Source organism: Curtobacterium sp. 320, assembly GCF_031455235.1.
GTDB lineage: Bacteria > Actinomycetota > Actinomycetes > Actinomycetales > Microbacteriaceae > Curtobacterium.
The window spans coordinates 24,029-38,660 of the sequence record NZ_JAVDSI010000008.1 but is presented as its reverse complement, the minus strand read 5'-3'; the positions used below and the strand labels follow the sequence as shown (position 1 = coordinate 38,660).

19 protein-coding genes are annotated in these 14,632 nt (G+C 71.5%); 5 read left to right on the top strand and 14 right to left on the bottom strand.

Annotated features, from left to right (window positions below; genetic code table 11):
- Position 1: 1 nt before the first annotated feature.
- The 9 genes from J2X60_RS11980 to J2X60_RS11940 form a co-directional block, all read right to left on the bottom strand.
- A complete protein-coding gene (locus J2X60_RS11980) occupies positions 2–1,327 on the bottom strand; it encodes an NtaA/DmoA family FMN-dependent monooxygenase (protein ID WP_309887935.1) in 1,326 nt (441 codons plus the stop codon).
- Positions 1,328–1,332: 5 nt separating this feature from the next.
- Complete coding sequence (locus tag J2X60_RS11975) at positions 1,333–2,040, bottom strand: isochorismatase family cysteine hydrolase (RefSeq protein WP_309887726.1); 708 nt, start codon at positions 2,038–2,040, stop codon at positions 1,333–1,335.
- The gene (locus tag J2X60_RS11970) at positions 2,037–3,101 is read right to left on the bottom strand and encodes an LLM class flavin-dependent oxidoreductase (protein WP_309887724.1); all 1,065 of its coding nucleotides are present in this window, start codon (positions 3,099–3,101) and stop codon (positions 2,037–2,039) included. Before J2X60_RS11970 ends, J2X60_RS11975 begins: the two co-directional genes overlap by 4 nt.
- Positions 3,102–3,181: 80 nt before the next feature.
- The gene (locus J2X60_RS11965; protein ID WP_309887722.1) at positions 3,182–4,324 is read right to left on the bottom strand and encodes an ABC transporter substrate-binding protein; all 1,143 of its coding nucleotides are present in this window, start codon (positions 4,322–4,324) and stop codon (positions 3,182–3,184) included.
- A 227-nt stretch (positions 4,325–4,551) separates the two neighbouring features.
- Complete coding sequence (locus J2X60_RS11960; protein ID WP_309887720.1) at positions 4,552–5,397, bottom strand: ABC transporter permease; 846 nt, start codon at positions 5,395–5,397, stop codon at positions 4,552–4,554.
- 13 nt (positions 5,398–5,410) lie between these two features.
- Positions 5,411–6,238, bottom strand: coding sequence for an ABC transporter ATP-binding protein (locus tag J2X60_RS11955; RefSeq protein WP_309887718.1), 828 nt, complete (start codon positions 6,236–6,238; stop codon positions 5,411–5,413).
- A gap of 175 nt (positions 6,239–6,413) precedes the next feature.
- Positions 6,414–6,827, bottom strand: a complete 414-nt coding sequence (locus J2X60_RS11950; RefSeq protein WP_070416859.1) for a hypothetical protein — start codon at positions 6,825–6,827, stop codon at positions 6,414–6,416.
- Positions 6,828–6,848: 21 nt separating this feature from the next.
- Positions 6,849–7,271, bottom strand: a complete 423-nt coding sequence (locus tag J2X60_RS11945; RefSeq protein WP_309887716.1) for a hypothetical protein — start codon at positions 7,269–7,271, stop codon at positions 6,849–6,851.
- The gene (locus tag J2X60_RS11940) at positions 7,268–7,873 is read right to left on the bottom strand and encodes a nucleotidyltransferase domain-containing protein (RefSeq protein ID WP_309887714.1); all 606 of its coding nucleotides are present in this window, start codon (positions 7,871–7,873) and stop codon (positions 7,268–7,270) included. Before J2X60_RS11940 ends, J2X60_RS11945 begins: the two co-directional genes overlap by 4 nt.
- 214 nt (positions 7,874–8,087) lie before the next feature.
- Between J2X60_RS11940 and J2X60_RS11935 the strand changes: the two genes are divergently transcribed.
- On the top strand, positions 8,088–9,236 hold the full coding sequence (locus J2X60_RS11935; protein WP_309887712.1) for an ATP-binding protein: 1,149 nt from the start codon (positions 8,088–8,090) through the stop codon (positions 9,234–9,236).
- A 28-nt stretch (positions 9,237–9,264) separates the two neighbouring features.
- On the opposite strand, the gene J2X60_RS11930 is transcribed toward J2X60_RS11935, so the two are convergent.
- Positions 9,265–10,032, bottom strand: coding sequence for an SDR family NAD(P)-dependent oxidoreductase (locus tag J2X60_RS11930; protein WP_309887710.1), 768 nt, complete (start codon positions 10,030–10,032; stop codon positions 9,265–9,267).
- A gap of 68 nt (positions 10,033–10,100) precedes the next feature.
- On the opposite strand from J2X60_RS11930, the gene J2X60_RS11925 reads away from it, so the two are divergent.
- On the top strand, positions 10,101–10,679 hold the full coding sequence (locus J2X60_RS11925; RefSeq protein WP_309887708.1) for a TetR family transcriptional regulator: 579 nt from the start codon (positions 10,101–10,103) through the stop codon (positions 10,677–10,679).
- Between the two features lie 77 nt (positions 10,680–10,756).
- Here the strand turns inward: J2X60_RS11925 and J2X60_RS11920 are convergent, their stop codons facing one another.
- Positions 10,757–11,704, bottom strand: a complete 948-nt coding sequence (locus J2X60_RS11920; RefSeq protein ID WP_309887706.1) for an aldo/keto reductase — start codon at positions 11,702–11,704, stop codon at positions 10,757–10,759.
- 105 nt (positions 11,705–11,809) lie between these two features.
- Between J2X60_RS11920 and J2X60_RS11915 the strand changes: the two genes are divergently transcribed.
- Genes J2X60_RS11915 through J2X60_RS11905 form a run of 3 tightly spaced genes read left to right on the top strand, consistent with a single transcriptional unit; the run spans position 11,810 to position 13,235 of the window.
- Positions 11,810–12,409, top strand: a complete 600-nt coding sequence (locus tag J2X60_RS11915) for a TetR family transcriptional regulator (RefSeq protein WP_309887704.1) — start codon at positions 11,810–11,812, stop codon at positions 12,407–12,409.
- A gap of 17 nt (positions 12,410–12,426) precedes the next feature.
- A complete protein-coding gene (locus tag J2X60_RS11910) occupies positions 12,427–12,843 on the top strand; it encodes a VOC family protein (protein WP_175495971.1) in 417 nt (138 codons plus the stop codon).
- A complete protein-coding gene (locus J2X60_RS11905; protein WP_070416866.1) occupies positions 12,840–13,235 on the top strand; it encodes an arsenate reductase ArsC in 396 nt (131 codons plus the stop codon). Before J2X60_RS11910 ends, J2X60_RS11905 begins: the two co-directional genes overlap by 4 nt.
- 15 nt (positions 13,236–13,250) lie before the next feature.
- On the opposite strand, the gene J2X60_RS11900 is transcribed toward J2X60_RS11905, so the two are convergent.
- Genes J2X60_RS11900 through J2X60_RS11890 form a run of 3 tightly spaced genes read right to left on the bottom strand, consistent with a single transcriptional unit; the run spans position 13,251 to position 14,564 of the window.
- Complete coding sequence (locus tag J2X60_RS11900; RefSeq protein ID WP_309887701.1) at positions 13,251–13,520, bottom strand: hypothetical protein; 270 nt, start codon at positions 13,518–13,520, stop codon at positions 13,251–13,253.
- Positions 13,521–13,545: 25 nt separating this feature from the next.
- The gene (locus J2X60_RS11895) at positions 13,546–14,049 is read right to left on the bottom strand and encodes a flavin reductase family protein (RefSeq protein WP_071295318.1); all 504 of its coding nucleotides are present in this window, start codon (positions 14,047–14,049) and stop codon (positions 13,546–13,548) included.
- Positions 14,046–14,564 (bottom strand): NADPH-dependent FMN reductase, encoded by a 519-nt coding sequence (locus J2X60_RS11890; protein ID WP_092384449.1) that lies wholly within the window; start codon positions 14,562–14,564, stop codon positions 14,046–14,048. Before J2X60_RS11890 ends, J2X60_RS11895 begins: the two co-directional genes overlap by 4 nt.
- Between the last annotated feature and the right edge of the window lie 68 nt (positions 14,565–14,632).

Sequence of the window (14,632 nt, the reverse complement as noted above, 5' to 3'; positions counted from 1 at the left end):
CTCACACCGCCAGGTTCTCGCGGAGCGTGGCCCCCGGGTACCGCGGCGCGAGGGCCCCGCGGCAGCGGAGCTCCGGCACGAGCAGCTCGCTGAGGTCGGCGAACCCGGACGGCATCCCGAGCGGACTGGACAGCATGTAGCCGCCCCGCCCACCGGTCGCGGCGAAGTTCTCCTGGAGCGCGTCGGCCACCCCCGCGGCGTCGCCGACGAGCATGTGGTCGAGGCCGGTCGCCGCGCGCCACCCGTGCTCGAAGAAGTCGTCGCGGTCCATCGTGTGGTCCTCCCCGAACTCGGCGACCAGGCTGCCGACGAGTCCGGCCGGGCTCGCCTGGGCGGCGACGATCTCGTCGCGCAGGTCCCCGAGCCGGAAGGAGGCCGGCAGCGTCGAGAAGTCGTACCCGGCGTTGTGCGAGATGAAGGTCCCGACGGCCTCACGGTTCCAGAACGACAGGAGCGAGTCCCGTCGGGCCTGGGCTTCGGCGAGCGTCGCGCCGACGATCACCTGGGTCGCCCAGAGGATCCCGACCGCGGCGGGGTCCCGTCCGGCGTCCGTCAGTGCCGCGTCGAGTGCGTTCCGGTGCCGGAGCTGCCCGGCGACGCTCGCCCCGAACCCGAACACGAGGTCGGCGAACGACGCGCTCGCGGCGATGCCCCGCGGCGAGTTGCCCGCCTGCACGACGACCGGGTGGCGCTGCGGACTCGGGACGCTGGCGAGCGGCCCCCGCACCTTGAAGAACCGGCCGTCGTGGTCGATGGGGTGCACGCGCGACGGGTCGGCGAACCGCCCGGTCGCCCGGTCGCGGACGATCGCGTCCGGCGCCACGGAGTCCCAGAGCGCACGGCAGACGCCGATGAACTCCTCCATCCGCTCGTACCGGAGGTCGTGGTCGATCAGGTGGTCGGAGCCGTAGTTCGCGGCGTCCGCACCCCGCGAGGACGCGACGACGTTGAACGCCATCCGGCCGCCCGTGACGTGGTCGAGCGAGTTGAGCAGCCGTGCGGTGGAGAACGGGTGCGTGAAGGTCGACGAGTAGGTGAGTCCGAACCCGATGTGCTCGGTCACCGTCGACATCGCCGCGATGACCGGCGACATGTCCTGCCGGGGCCACTGGATCCCCCACTCGACCGCCGGGTCGATGCTGCCGCGCCACGTGCTCGGGACACCGGAGCCGTCGCCGAAGAACAGCATGTCGACCCCGGCGCGCTCGGCCGTGCGGGCCACCTCCATGTACATGCGGACGTCGGGGAAGTCCTGGCCGACCCAGCTGCCGGGTGCGGCCCAGCGCCCCTCGGTGTGGGTGAAGGACAGGTCGTAGGCGATGTGCATGCCGCTCACGGGGCACCCACTGGCGACGCCGCCCACGCCTGCCACAGCGCGGTGGTCTCGGCAGCGTCCGTGACGACACCGACGTTGAGCTCGATCATCGTGAGCGCGGCGTCGTGCACGTCGATGTCGTAGGCGGCGGTGGCGTCCGACGGCACCACGACGGGCCAGCCGAGCTGCATCGCGTCCTGCGCCGTCGCGAAGACGCAGCACTCGGACGTGAGTCCCACGACGGTCAGCCAGCCGATCCCGGCGGTGGTGAGCCGCGCCTCCAGGTCCGTGCCGAGGAACCCGCTGTAGCCGCGCTTGACGACGCGGGTCTCACCAGGCGCCGGCGCGGTGCGGTACCACTCAGCGCCGGCGGTGCCGATGCGGCAGGGCTCGTCCTCCGGCATCGGTCCGTCGAGCGCACCGCCGCGCAGCCACGTGCTGCTGTGCCACGGGGCGGACGGGTCGCTGCCGAGCTCGACCCAGACGACGGGGACGCCGGTGGCTCGCGCCTCGTCGACGAGGGCGCCGATCCGGACGATCGCGGCGTCCACCGCGGCGAACGCACGGTCGTCGAGCCCGTAGCCGGCGATGCGCGCGGGTTCACCGAAGTCGCGCTGCACGTCGACGACGACGAGCGCCGGCGTGCGGCCACCAGCACCGGACGACGAGGGTCCGTCCAGCAACCGGGCGAGTCGCGGGTCGAGCCCGCTGCTGCCGCCGGTCACCGGACGACCGCCGCGTCGTGCTGGCGGAGTGCCGGCAGGACGGTCTCGCCGAAGCGCACCATGTCCTGGTCGTACTCGGGGAAGATCAGCATGAGGCCGTCGAGCTCGCCCCGGTCGACGATGTACTCGATGTGCTCCGTGACGGTCTCGGCGGAACCGGCGACGTACGCGGTCTGGAACGCGTCCTCACCCGCAGCACCGTCCGCCCACGCACGGGCCTGCTCGGCGGGGACGCCCCACGACGCCCGCATCGAGGCCAGTGCCTCGCGGTCGACGCCGGCACCCCACTCACGCACCTTCCGCTGCGCGGCCTCGTCGGTCTCGTCCTGCACGACGGTGAGCATCGAGTAGGTCCGGCACACCCGACCCTCGTCGGCCGCGCGGTCGTGGACGTCGCGGGACAGGTCGCGCATCTCGTCGAGGCTGTCCGCCGCGAGGAACGCACCGTCGGCGTACTTCGCCTGGAACGCGCGAGCGGCCTCGGACTTGCCGGCGCTGATGATCGTCGGTCTGCTGGCCGGGTGCGGGCGGGACTCGCAGGCGTCGAGGTCGAAGTAGGGCGTGTGCATCGTGACGCTGTCCTCGGTCCAGAGGCGGGTGACCGCTTCGGTCCAGAGCTCGGTCATCCGGTAGCGGTCGGCGTGGCTGAGGCCGGCGTCCCAGATCCCGAACTGCTCGAACTCGGCCGCGTAGGCCCCGTTGACGATGTTCATGCCCGCCCGACCCCCGGAGAGGTCCTGCAGCGTCGTGTACATCTTCGCCGCGACAGCCGGGTTGTGGACGTTCGCGTGCATGGTCGCCCAGATCTTCACGCGCTCGGTCGCCTCGGCGATCCCGGCCATCATCGTCATCGACTCGAGGGAGCGTCCCCAGTGGTCGGTGCTCCCGCCGAAGCCGCGCCACTTCGCCATCGACATCACGAAGTCGAGGCCGATCGCTTCGGCGTGCAGGGCTGCGCGCTTGTTCCAGGCGTAGGTCGCCTCGGGGTGGGGTGCGGTGGTGGAGAGCATCCATCCGCCGTTGCCGATCGGGAGGAAGATCCCGTACTCCTTCGCGGGCATGGTGCGCCGCCTCTCTGGTCGTTGCTCGGTGCGTGTCACGTCGTGCCGGGTGGGTCGCGCGTCCGCGCGACCCACCGTGGTCACGGCGCGGGCCAGACGGTCTCGCCGTCCTTCGTGATCGCGTCGATGTACTCGTTCGTGAACCACCTCTTCGCGTCGTCCGCGGTCACCGAGCTCTTCACGATGTCGAACTGGTGCAGCATGTCGACGAGCTTCGACACGTTCTCGGGGTCGATCCCCCCGAGCGGCTGGCCCGGCGTCGGGTTGTCCGCGATGACCTTCGTCTCGGTCGTCCAGATCTTCGCGTTCTGCGCCTCGTCGTAGGTCGCGCCGGAGAGCTTCGCGGCGTACCCGACGCACTGCTTGGTCTTCGCGGCACTCGACGCGCAGAAGTCGTACGCGTGCAGGGCGGCGCGCAGGACGTCCTCGACGGCGGTCGGGTGGGCCTTCGCGAACGCGGGGTTCACGGCCATCGCGCCGATCGACGAGGGGATCCCGTAGTCGACGGGCTGCCACACGGTGACGTCGTCGCCCGCGGCCTTGAGCAGGTTCGGCTCGTTCGACACGAAGCCGGTGAGGGCCTCGAGACCGTTCTGCTTGCGCGGCAGGACCGAGGGGTCGTAGCCCTCCTTCACCAGGGTGAGCGAGTCCCAGTCCACACCGGCCTTCTCCATCATCGCCCGGACGGAGGCGGGGACGTAGCCCTTGTGGCCGACGACCTTCCCGTCGAGCTGCGGGAGCTTCGTGATGTCCTTGTTCGTCATCAGGATGTCGAGCCCGGCGTTCGAGTAGGACGAGATGCCGGTGATGTCGATGCCGTTCGCCCGGGCCTGGATGAGGTCCTGCTCCGCGACGGCCGACACGGTCGCCTGGCCGCTCGCGAGGAGCTTGGTGTTCTGCGCGGTGTCGCCCGACCCGGGCTTGAGGGTGACGTCGAGGCAGAGGTCCTTGAAGTAGCCCAGTTCGTCGGCCGCGATGTACTCGAGGATCGACGCCGAGGACTGGTACTGGTAGCCGGACAGGTAGGTGATGGGGCCGGCGGCCTTGTTCTCCTTGCACCGTTCGGCGGAGATGGCGCTGCCCTCGGACGAGCCGGTGCCCGCGCTCGAGCCGGTGCTGCAGCCGGTGAGGGCGAGGGCCACGGCGGCGGTGGCGGCGAGGGCCGCGAGCGCGGCCGTGGTGCGGTGCGGGCGGGTGCGGTGCGGGTGGGTGCGGTGCTGCATGGTCACTCCTGTGGGAAGGGATGGGTGGTGCAGGGCGGGGGCGGGGCGGGCGCGGGGTGTGGGTCGGGGTGGTCGTCGGGTGTCGGCCTGGAGGCGCGGCTGGCCTCGCGTGGGCAGGCTCGCGCCGACGGGTGGTGCTGCTGGGCCGCGGGGCGGCGTGCGGTGGCCGGGCGGTGCGGTCGCGGGGCGGTGCGGTGGCGGGTCGGTGCGTCGGGCGGCGGTCGCCGTCACTCGTTCGCGGTGCGGTGCCAGCGGAGGACCCGCCGCTCGACGAGCGAGATGAGTCCGAGCAGGACCACGCCCATCACCGCGAGGATCGCGATCGCGGCGTACACCACTGCGAGCTGGTTCATCGACGACGCCGTGCTGATCACCGTGCCGAGCCCGCCCGTCGACCCGGAGGCGGAGAGTTCCGCCACGACCGCGCCGATGATCGACAGCGGGAACACGATGCGGAGCGCCGCGAAGACGAACGGCAGGGCGTTCGGGATCCGCAGGTGCACGAGCATCTCGAGGCGGGACGCGTCGATCGTCCGGTACACCTGCAGCACGGGCTGCGGGACGGACCGGAGCCCGGCCGCGGTGTTGATGAGGATCGGGAAGAAGCAGATGAGCGCAGTGATCACGAGCTTCGGCAGCGGGCCGAACCCGAACGCCACCACCAGGGCCGGGGCGATCGCGACGAGCGGCGTCACGTTGAGGACGATCGCGATCGGCATCACCGCGCGGCGGACGATCGGCAGCTCGCTCGTCAGCACGGCGAGGACGAACGCGGCCACGAACCCGATGCCGAGGCCGACGAGCGACTCGACGAGGGTGATCCCGGCGTTCTGCAGGTAGTAGGGCAGCTGCGTGGCGAGGGTCTCCCCCACCGCGGGCAGCGGCGGCAGCAGGTACGGCATCGTCGTCGCGCCGATCTGCCAGAGCACGGCGAGGACGGCGAGCATCACGACGAGGGGCGCCCAGACCGTCGGGCGGATCCAACCGGGGAGCGGCCGACGGGTCGCTGCGGCCTCGGACTCGGCGGTGGTGGTCGTGGCGGAGGCGGTGGAGGTCGTGCTGGTGGTGGTCATCGTGTCGTCTCCCTCAGGCCGCGTCCGTCGCACGCCACGCGTTGTGCAACCGCTCGCGGACGAGGTCCTCGTACTCGTGGAAGCGCCGTTCCTCGAACAGACGCTGGTTCCGCGGTCGCGGCAGGTCGATGTCGATGACGTCGACGATGCGCCCGGGACGCGGCGCCATCACGACCACGGTGTCCGACATCCGGACCGCCTCGGACACGGAGTGCGTGACGAAGAGCACCGTCGTCCGCAGCTCGTCCCAGAGGTCGAGCAGCTGGTCCTGCAGGGCCTCGCGGGTGAACTCGTCGAGGGCCGAGAACGGCTCGTCCATGAGCAGCACGTCGGGGCGCAGGCCGAACGCCCGGACGATCGCCGCACGCTGCTGCATGCCACCGGAGAGCTGGGCGGGCAGCTTGTCCTCCGCCTCGCCGAGCCCGGCCATCCGGAGCAGCTGGCGCATGTCCGGGCCGCTGTCCGCACCGCGCTCCGCGAGGTCCTCGATCGCGGCGCGCCGACGACCGGCACCGGGGTTGACCCGTCCGGCGAGGGAGACGTTCTGCAGCACGGTGAGCCAGGGCAGCAGCGCCGGCGTCTGGGGCACGAGGCCGATGAGCTTCGCCGCGCACGCCTGCGCCGGGGTGACGCCGTGGACCTGCACGTCGCCGCGGTCGGCGGGCTCGAGGCCGGCGACGAGCCGCAGCAGCGTCGACTTCCCGCAGCCGCTCGGGCCGATGAGCGACACGAACTTCCCGGGCTCGATCGTCAGCTCGACGTCGTCGAGGGCCACCATGGCGCTCGGACCGCTGCCGTACACCTTGCGCACCGCGTCCACCCGGACCGCTGCTGTGGTCATCCGTTCCTCCATACCGTCGGCGAGCACGCAGGCTCGGTCTCGTATGGCGGAGAGCGTGCGTCGCGAGCTCGGGTTCGTCTGCGACGCGGAAATCCGCTGCTGGTGATGAGGTTAGGACGCTCGTGTTACGGAGTCTGGCCACATGTGTTGCGAACGTGTGAACGACTGCACGGGGTCAGCGCTGCGAGGGCGCCGCCGTCCGCCCGTCCCAGACGAGCACCTCGATCCCGAGGTCCTCGGCAGCCACCGAGACCCACCCGGCGAGCGCCCGCGCTGCCGGTTCGGCGACGACGAGGACGGCCCGCTCGGCCCCGGGGACGGACTGCCGCAACCACAGCAGCTTGAACAGGTCGGCCATCACCTTGTTGCGCCAGGCCGGCTTGTAGGCGCCCTGGTTCGCCACGAGCTGCACCACCACGCGGTCGTCGGCGTCGATGCCCTCGACCTCGACCCGGGCACGGTCGAGCACGACGGTGCGGGGACGGAGGACGAGCCCGAGTGCGGTCCCGGTGTCGTCGAGCATCCGCCGCTCGACGGAGTCGGGGGCGAACCGGCCCCAGTCGGAGCGGGCGTCGGGGACCTCGGTCATGTCGGCAGTGTAGGCGGCCGCTCAGTTCGAGCGCGCCGCCGACTCCAGTGCCTCGGCCGCCGCCCCCGCGCGCACGATGTCCGTGTCGCTCACGGACTTCGCGTTGTACTCGGCCTTGTTCTTCACGGCGAGGAGGACCTCGAGGTGCTTCGCGACCGCCTGCCCGGCCGCCGCTCGGAGCACCGGAACGGCCTCGTCGTGGGCACCGGTCCGCGAGTACCTGCCGGTCCTCGCGACGCAGATCGCGTCCGCCGCGGCGATCCCGCTCAGCACGCACTGCACGACGAAGGCGTTCGCGAACGGCGACGTCGAGGTGAGCACCCCCGACTCTCCCCCGAGCTCGCGCAGCGTGTCGGCAGCGTCGAGGAACTCGGTGGCCTTCGCGAGTCGGCCCCGGCGGAACGACTCGTCGCCCTGCGCGGTGGTGCCGGTACGCGGTGTCACCCGGCCAGCGTACGGAGCTTCCGGGACAGCCAACGACCATCACCTGCGATGGGAACACCGTCCCTGGCGACGGACGCGAGGAGCGGATCCGCAGCGTCGATCTCGCTCTCGTCGAAGACCACGGGACGCACGACGTTCCCGGTCCACCTCTGCGCGCGTTCGCACAGCGCGTGGACGGCGTCCTCCGCCTCGGGACGACGCCCGGCGATGACGACGAAGCAGAGGTCGAGGTCACTGTCCGGCCGCATCTCACCCCGGGCACCGGAGCCGAACACGGCCCCGTACCGGAGTGGGAGGCCGTCGCACCCGACGGTGAGCCGCTCGAGGAGCTCGCGCCGCATGTCCGCCAGCGCTCGGACCGCACTAGCGGCGAGGTGGTCGGGGTTCAGCGCGAACGCCTTCGTCCGTCCGGTCCGGAACCCGTTGACGATGCCCTGTTCCGTCAGCCGGTCGGCACTGTTCCGCACGCCGGCGTACGAGCGATCGGGCACGAGCCGACTGATGTCCGCGATCGTCATCGGTCCGGCCGCTCGGGAGAGCACCATCAGCACGTCGCCGTCGACCGCAGTGGTCACGGAGGCGAACGGGCGTTGGAGCTGCATAGTGATAGAAAACTACCGCAATCGGTAGTTTTCTACCACTCCGCCCCCTGTTGGTAAATCACCTCAGCATCCGCCGCTCGACGGAGTCGGGGGCGAACCGGCCCCAGTCGGAGCGGGCGTCGGGGACCTCGGTCATGTCGGCAGTGTAGGCGGCGTCACCCGCGCCGATACACTGTTATGAAAGAGCAGTTTCATAACAATCGATCGAGGATTCATGCAGCCGAGTCCGTACACGCCCGGAGAAGTCGCACGGATCGTGCCCGGTCGCGCCCGGCAGCTCGCCGAGGTCGACGAACGCCTCTCGACGCTCATCGACCTCGGGCGGCTCGTCGGACGGATCCGCGTCGACCACGCCGCCCGAGGATTCGGGAAGACGTCGCTGCTCCGCGAGTACCAGCGGCGCGTGTCGGCCCGCGGCGCGGCGACGGTGTGGGTGACCGCGGGCGAGGAGCAAGGACTCATCGCGCAGATCGCAGCGAGTGTCCACACCATCACGGACGGCTTGGCCGAGCACGTCAGGACCGGGCTGCGGGAACGGATCGAGACACTGCAGCTCTCGGTCGGGGTCCCCGGCATCGCGACCGCGACCAGCACGTTCCGACCACCGACCGACGGTGACCGTCCGGACCAGTCCGGAGCGCGCGCTCTCGAGGCAGTGATCCGGGCAGCCGTCGCAGAACGACCACTGGTGATCCTGATCGACGAGATCCAGTCCGCAGATCCCTCGGGCCTCCGGACGCTGGTGTACGCCTGGCAGCATCTCCAAGCCGAAGGCGCGGACGTCCCGGCGGCCGTGTTCGCTGCAGGGCTCCCGAACGCACCCGAGACCATCGCCGGGATCGTCACGTTCAGCGAACGGCTTGCGTACCGCCCGCTCGGGCCGCTCCACCGCGAGGCCGAGGAGATCGCACTCATCGGACCCGCTCGCGCACTCGGGGTCCACTGGACGCAGCCCGCGGTCGACCGTGCGCTCGCGATCGCGCAGGGATACCCCTACTTCGTCCAACTCATCGCGGATGCGGCCTGGACGGCTGCAGGACGGCCCGATCCGGGAAGCGCCATCGAGCTCAGGGCGGTCGAGCACGGACGCGACGCGATGCAGGCGGACCTCGATGCCTTGTTCCGAGCACGATGGTCTGCATGCTCTCCGTCGGAACGACGCATGCTCGCAGCCATCGCTGAACACGGGGACGGGCCGGTGTCGCGCGCTGCGATCGCGGCGTCGCTGAACACGGGCAGCAACCAGCTCTCCACGCCCCGTGCACGACTGATCGACAAGGGACTCATCCAGCCCGCCGACCGCGGCACGCTCGAGTTCACGATCCCGGGCTTCGCAGCGTTCGTCCGCGACAGCGAGACGTAGCCACCGCCCTCGACGCCGACCGCCCCGCTCAGACCACCGACCGCCCGCCGTCGCTCGGCAGCACCGCGCCGTTCACGTTGGCCGAGTCGTCGCTGAGCAACCACGTGATCGCCGCCGCGAGTTGCTCGGGCTGCGCCACCGGCGGGATCGTCGTCTGCATGATCGGCCCCACCCGTCCGGCCGCGTACTCGCTGCGCATCGGCGCCTCGATGTTCGTCGCCACCGCACCGGGCGCGACGGCGTTGGCGCGGATGCCCTGCGGCCCGTGGAAGAACGCGACGCTCTTCGTGAACCCGGCGATCGCATGCTTCGACGCCGTGTACGCAGCACCCGCGGCCGACGCCCGGAGAGCTGCCTCGGACGCCACGTTCACGACCGCACCGCGTCCGGCGGCGATCATCAACGGCAGGACCGCTCGGGTGAGCCGCATCGGCCCGGTGACGTTCACGCTGAAGACGCGGTCCCAGGTGGCGTCGTCGACCTCGCTCGGCGGGAGGAACGCGTCCATGATGCCGGCGACGTTCGCGAGCCCGTCGACCCGGTCGCCCGCGGCGGCGAGGAGCGCGTCGATCGTCTCCGGCGCGGCGACGTCGCCGACGACGGTCTCGACGTCGAGGCCGGCGGCGTCGACGAGTTCGGCGCGCAGCACATCGAGCCGTTCGGCGACGACGTCGGTGGCGATCACCCGTCCGCCCTCGTTCGCGATGCGCGTCGCCGTGGCGCGTCCGATGCCGGAACCCGCTCCGGTGACGATGATGGTCCTGCCGGTGAACCGTCCGGCGGTGGTGTCGGTCATGTCGTCTCCTCACTGACAGGCGCTCGCTGCGCCACCACAGTTGTAGCACTCAGTGCCGAAAGGAATCCATGAGCTCGACGAGCGACCGGCCGACCGGACGCCCGCGGACGATCGACCCCGCTGCGGTGTCGCTCGTGGCCCTGCGGCTCTTCGACGAGCAGGGCTTCGACGCCGTCTCGATGGACGACGTCGCGACGGCCGCCGGGGTCAGCCGCCGCTCGTTGTTCCGGCTCTTCCCGAGCAAGGCCTCGCTCGTGTGGGGCGGCCTCGACGAGTTCGCGGTGCGCTTCACCGACGAGCTCCGCCTCCGCCCGGCCTCCGAGCCCGCGTGGGTCGCGCTCCGCGCCGCGTACCGGGTCGGTGCCACGTTCCCGGACGACTCGATCGAGATCACCCGCCACCGCCTGCGGGTCATCCGCGCGAACCCCTCCCTCGAGCGCGGCGGGGAGGCCGCGTCCACGGCGCTCACCGGGGTGATCGAGCGGTTCGTGGCCGAGCGGGACGGCGGGTCGGTCGACGACCTCGCGACGCGGGTCCGCGCGCACGCCCTCGCGGCGGCGGCGAGCACGGCGCTCACATGGTGGGCGACGCACGGCGAGGGCCGCCCCGAGGACGTCGTCGACGAGGCCCTCGCGCTGTTCGGCTGACGGACGGGAGGCGCGATGCGGGCCCGCACCGCGCCTCCCGTCCGTCACCGGTCGCGCCCACTGCCCACCGACGCCCGTCAGACCCGGCTCTCGATGCGCTTGCCGCGCACGTCGCGCGAGAGCGCGTCGATGCGCGCCAGGTCGTCGGCCGCGAGGACGACACCGGCCGCCGCGACGTTCTGCGCGACCCGGTCGGGGTTCTTCGACCCCGGGATCGGGACGACGTCGTCCCGCTGCGCCAGGATCCACGCGAGGGACAGCTGCGAGAGCGAGACGCCGTGTTCGTCGGCGATCGCGGTCAGCGCCCGGACGACCGCGACGTTCTGGTCGAAGTGCTCCGGCGCCCACCACTCGAGCATGTGCCGGATGTCGTCCTCGGGGTAGGCGGACCGCGGCTGGACGGCCCCGCCGAGGAACCCGCGCGCGAGCGGCGAGTAGGCCACGAGCCCGATGCCGAGCTCGTCGACGAGCGGGAAGAGTTCCTCGGACTCCCGGGCGAACACGGAGTACTCGGTCTGGAACGCCGAGATCGGGTGCACGGCGTGGGCCCGACGGAGCTGGTCGCCGTCGGTGTTCGAGAGCCCGAGGTACTTGACCTTGCCGGCCTGCACGTACTCCGCCATCACGCCGACGACGTCCTCGATCGGCACCGCCGGGTCGTGGACGTGCTGGTAGAGGAGGTCGATCGAGTCGGTGCCGAGGTTCCGCAGGCTCTGGTCGACGACCTCGCGGATGTGCTCGGGGCGGGAGTCGGGCGCCCAGTCGTCCGCAGTGAAGCCGAACTTGGTGGCGATGGTGACCTCGTCGCGGATGGGCGCCAGGGCCGCACCGAGGAGTCGTTCCCCGGCACCCCACCCGTACATCTCGGCGGTGTCGAAGTGGGTGACGCCGAGGTCGTGCGCGCGACGGATCGCCGCGATGGACTCGGTGTCGTCGGCGGGCCCGTACGCGAAGACCGTCCCCATCGCGCCGTAGCCGATGGATCCGACCGTGAGGCCCTGGGTCCCGAGAGTGCGCTGCTGCATGTGCCGTCCTTCCGTCGTGTCTGGCGATGCAGATGACACTGTACGCCCGTTCTGTCAGTCTCTGACAACTTGGTCATGTTCCGCCTCCCTCGGTACGATGCCGTCGTGGGTGAGACGAGCGCGCGGACCGGACTGCGGGACATCACGCGTGAAGCCGTGCGCGCGCGGATCGCAGCGGTCGCCGTCGCCCGGTTCGACCGCGACGGGTTCGACGCCGTCACCGTCGAGCAGATCGCGGCCGAGGTCGGCATCTCGGCGCGGAGCTTCCACCGGTACTTCCCGGCGAAGGAGGACGCCGTCATCGGCGATCCACTGCGACACCGGGGTTCGCTCGCGGAGGCGCTCCGGGAGCGTCCGGACGACGAACCGGCCTGGACCGCGCTGCGCGAGGCGTTCGTCGGCATGATGGTCCGCGCCGACGAGGACCCCGAGTCCGGTCGGCGGTCGGTCCGCGTCATGACGTCGACGCCGTCGCTCCGCGCCCGCAACCTCGAGAAGCACCTCGCCTGGGCGGACGTCCTGACGCCGATCCTGACCGAGCGGCTGCGCGCCGGGGACCCCGGCGGCGCCGAGCTCGGTGCGGCCGTCCTCGTGCAGGCCGCGCTCGGGTGCTTCGACGTCGCGATCGCCACCTGGTCCGTCACCGACGAGGACGCTCCGGCCCTGCTGCGCCGGACGTTCGACACGCTCGCCGCGGCGGTCTGAGCGGTAGGGTCCGGGGCATGAACGTGAACGGGCCCTCGCCCTACTTCCAGTTCGACGGCACCGCGCTCCAGGCACTCGGGCGCTGGCAGGACGTCTTCGGCGGCGAGCTCAGCATCGCCACCTTCGCGGACTTCTCGCGCACCGACGGCCCCGCCGACGCGGTCGCGCACGGGCAGCTCACCGGCGGCGGCATCACGCTGTTCGCCGCCGACGCCCCGACCGGCGAGACCTCGTTCTCGGCGACCGGGCTGCTCTTCTCACTGCTCGGCGCCGCCGAACCCGACGTGCTCCGCGGCTGGTTCGACGACCTCGCCTCGGACGGCACCGTCGTGGACCCGCTGCAGGAACGTCCGTGGGGCGACTGGGACGGCACCGTGCGGGACGTCTTCGGCGTCACCTGGCTGATCGGCTTCGAGGCGGCGGCACTCGCGTGACCGACCGCCCCACCGTGCTCTTCGTGTGCGTGCACAACGCCGGCCGGTCCCAGATGGCCGCCGGCTACCTGCAGCACCTCGCGGGCGACCGCGTCCGGGTGTTCTCGGCCGGCAGCGAACCGGCCGACCGCGTCAACGCCGTCGCGGTCGAGGCCATGGCGGAGGAGGGCATCGACATCGCGACTGCCGTCCCCGCCGTGCTCGAGACCGACACCGTGCGGGAGTCCGACGTCGTCATCACGATGGGCTGCGGCGACGCGTGCCCGGTGTTCCCCGGGAAGCGCTACGAGGACTGGGAGCTCGACGACCCGGCCGGGCAGCCGATCGAGCGCGTCCGCCCCGTCCGGGACGCCATCCGCGCGCGGGTCGAGCAGCTGATCGCGACCCTCTGAGCAGGGACCCCGACGCTACCGCTCGCCGAGCGCCAGAAGCGGTGCCCAGTACGCATCGGGCCCGTCGGCGACCACGGCGTCCGGTTCGAAGCGGAAGCCGTAGCCGCGGACGAAGTCGAGGGCCGCTGCCTGCTCCCCCGCCGCGTCGTCGTCCGCCTCGTCGAAGAGGTACTCGCCGTGTCCCATCCGGACGCCCGAGTCGCTGATCACCGTGAGGTCCCAGCGGCCTTCCTCGGCACGTTCGATCCGCACGACGGCGGCCTGCTCAGCGGTGAAGTCAGCCATGCGGCGAGCATACGGACGTCACGCGTCAGGCGCTCAGCTTCGCGAACGACGACCGGTGCCAGACCAACGGGCTGTGCGCGAAGTCGGACATCAGACCGTTCACGCGGAGCACGACGATGTCGTGGTCGCCCGCCGGGTACGTGTGCTCCACCGAGCACTCCATCCAGATCGGTGCCCCCTCGAGGAACACCGCGCCCGTGTCGGACACCGTCGTGTCCACGCCGACGAAGCGCACGGACTTGTCGCGCGAGGCGAGCTGCCGCGTGACGTTCTCGTGCCGTTCGCCGAGCACCGAGACGCCGATCGACTCCGCTCCGGCGAGCGCCGGCCACGTGGACGACGAGTGCTGCACGGCGAACATCACGAGCGGTGGGTCCTGCGAGACGCCGACGGTGAAGGACGACGCGACGAGCACGGTCGGGGCGCCGTCGACGATCGCGGAGAGTGCGGCGACGCCGCAGGGGAACCCGGAGAACGCCTGCCGGAGGAGCGTCGGGTCCGCGGACTCGGCGGTGTAGGGCTTGATCATGCGCTGGTGCCTTCCTTGGTCGGTGCGGATGCGGCGGCGAGGACGACGTCCCGCCAGCGGGCGAGCCAGCCCTCGGTCGACGACTCGTCGGTGTAGTGCTTGTCGTTCAGGTACAGGCCCTGCACGGGCACGGTGGCGCCGAGCTCGACGAGCACGGGCTTGAGGAACACCTCGGGGGCCATGTGGTGCGCGGGACCGGCGCCGAGCATGAGCGGGACGGCGGTCACCCCGGCGAGCCCGTCGGCCGTCGCGAACTGGTCGAGGAACAGCTTCAGGACGCCCGTGTAGGTGGCCTTGAACGTGGGCGAGGCGACCACGACGAGGTCGGACGCGGCGACGGTCGCGACCGCGGCCTGCACTCCGGGGTCGCCCCAGCCGAGGATCCCCGGGCCGAGGGCGATGACGTCGACGACGTGGTCGGGCGCGGACCCGGTGAGTCGTTCGGCGACGATCGTCGCGGCCTCGAGCGTGTGCGAGCCGGGCTTGGGGTTGCCGGCGACGACGGTGGTGATCATGGCGACCGTTCCTCTCTCTCGGATCTCATCCAACGCCGTGGCGGTTACCCCGTCGTGAAGGTGCCGTT

Bases quoted from the DNA above. Each gene is read 5' to 3' on its own strand.
- J2X60_RS11950 (WP_070416859.1), bottom strand. From the start codon at position 6,827: ATGACCGAGGTCCCCGACGCCCGCTCCGACTGGGGCCGGTTCGCCCCC.
- J2X60_RS11895 (WP_071295318.1), bottom strand. From the start codon at position 14,049: ATGATCAAGCCCTACACCGCCGAGTCCGCGGACCCGACGCTCCTCCGG.
- J2X60_RS11900 (WP_309887701.1), bottom strand. From the start codon at position 13,520: ATGGCTGACTTCACCGCTGAGCAGGCCGCCGTCGTGCGGATCGAACGT.
- J2X60_RS11980 (WP_309887935.1), bottom strand. From the start codon at position 1,327: ATGCACATCGCCTACGACCTGTCCTTCACCCACACCGAGGGGCGCTGG.
- J2X60_RS11890 (WP_092384449.1), bottom strand. From the start codon at position 14,564: ATGATCACCACCGTCGTCGCCGGCAACCCCAAGCCCGGCTCGCACACG.
- J2X60_RS11970 (WP_309887724.1), bottom strand. From the start codon at position 3,101: ATGCCCGCGAAGGAGTACGGGATCTTCCTCCCGATCGGCAACGGCGGA.
- J2X60_RS11925 (WP_309887708.1), top strand. From the start codon at position 10,101: ATGAGCTCGACGAGCGACCGGCCGACCGGACGCCCGCGGACGATCGAC.
- J2X60_RS11955 (WP_309887718.1), bottom strand. From the start codon at position 6,238: ATGACCACAGCAGCGGTCCGGGTGGACGCGGTGCGCAAGGTGTACGGC.
- J2X60_RS11930 (WP_309887710.1), bottom strand. From the start codon at position 10,032: ATGACCGACACCACCGCCGGACGGTTCACCGGCAGGACCATCATCGTC.
- J2X60_RS11940 (WP_309887714.1), bottom strand. From the start codon at position 7,873: ATGCAGCTCCAACGCCCGTTCGCCTCCGTGACCACTGCGGTCGACGGC.
- J2X60_RS11910 (WP_175495971.1), top strand. From the start codon at position 12,427: ATGAACGTGAACGGGCCCTCGCCCTACTTCCAGTTCGACGGCACCGCG.
- J2X60_RS11965 (WP_309887722.1), bottom strand. From the start codon at position 4,324: ATGCAGCACCGCACCCACCCGCACCGCACCCGCCCGCACCGCACCACG.
- J2X60_RS11920 (WP_309887706.1), bottom strand. From the start codon at position 11,704: ATGCAGCAGCGCACTCTCGGGACCCAGGGCCTCACGGTCGGATCCATC.
- J2X60_RS11960 (WP_309887720.1), bottom strand. From the start codon at position 5,397: ATGACCACCACCAGCACGACCTCCACCGCCTCCGCCACGACCACCACC.
- J2X60_RS11935 (WP_309887712.1), top strand. From the start codon at position 8,088: ATGCAGCCGAGTCCGTACACGCCCGGAGAAGTCGCACGGATCGTGCCC.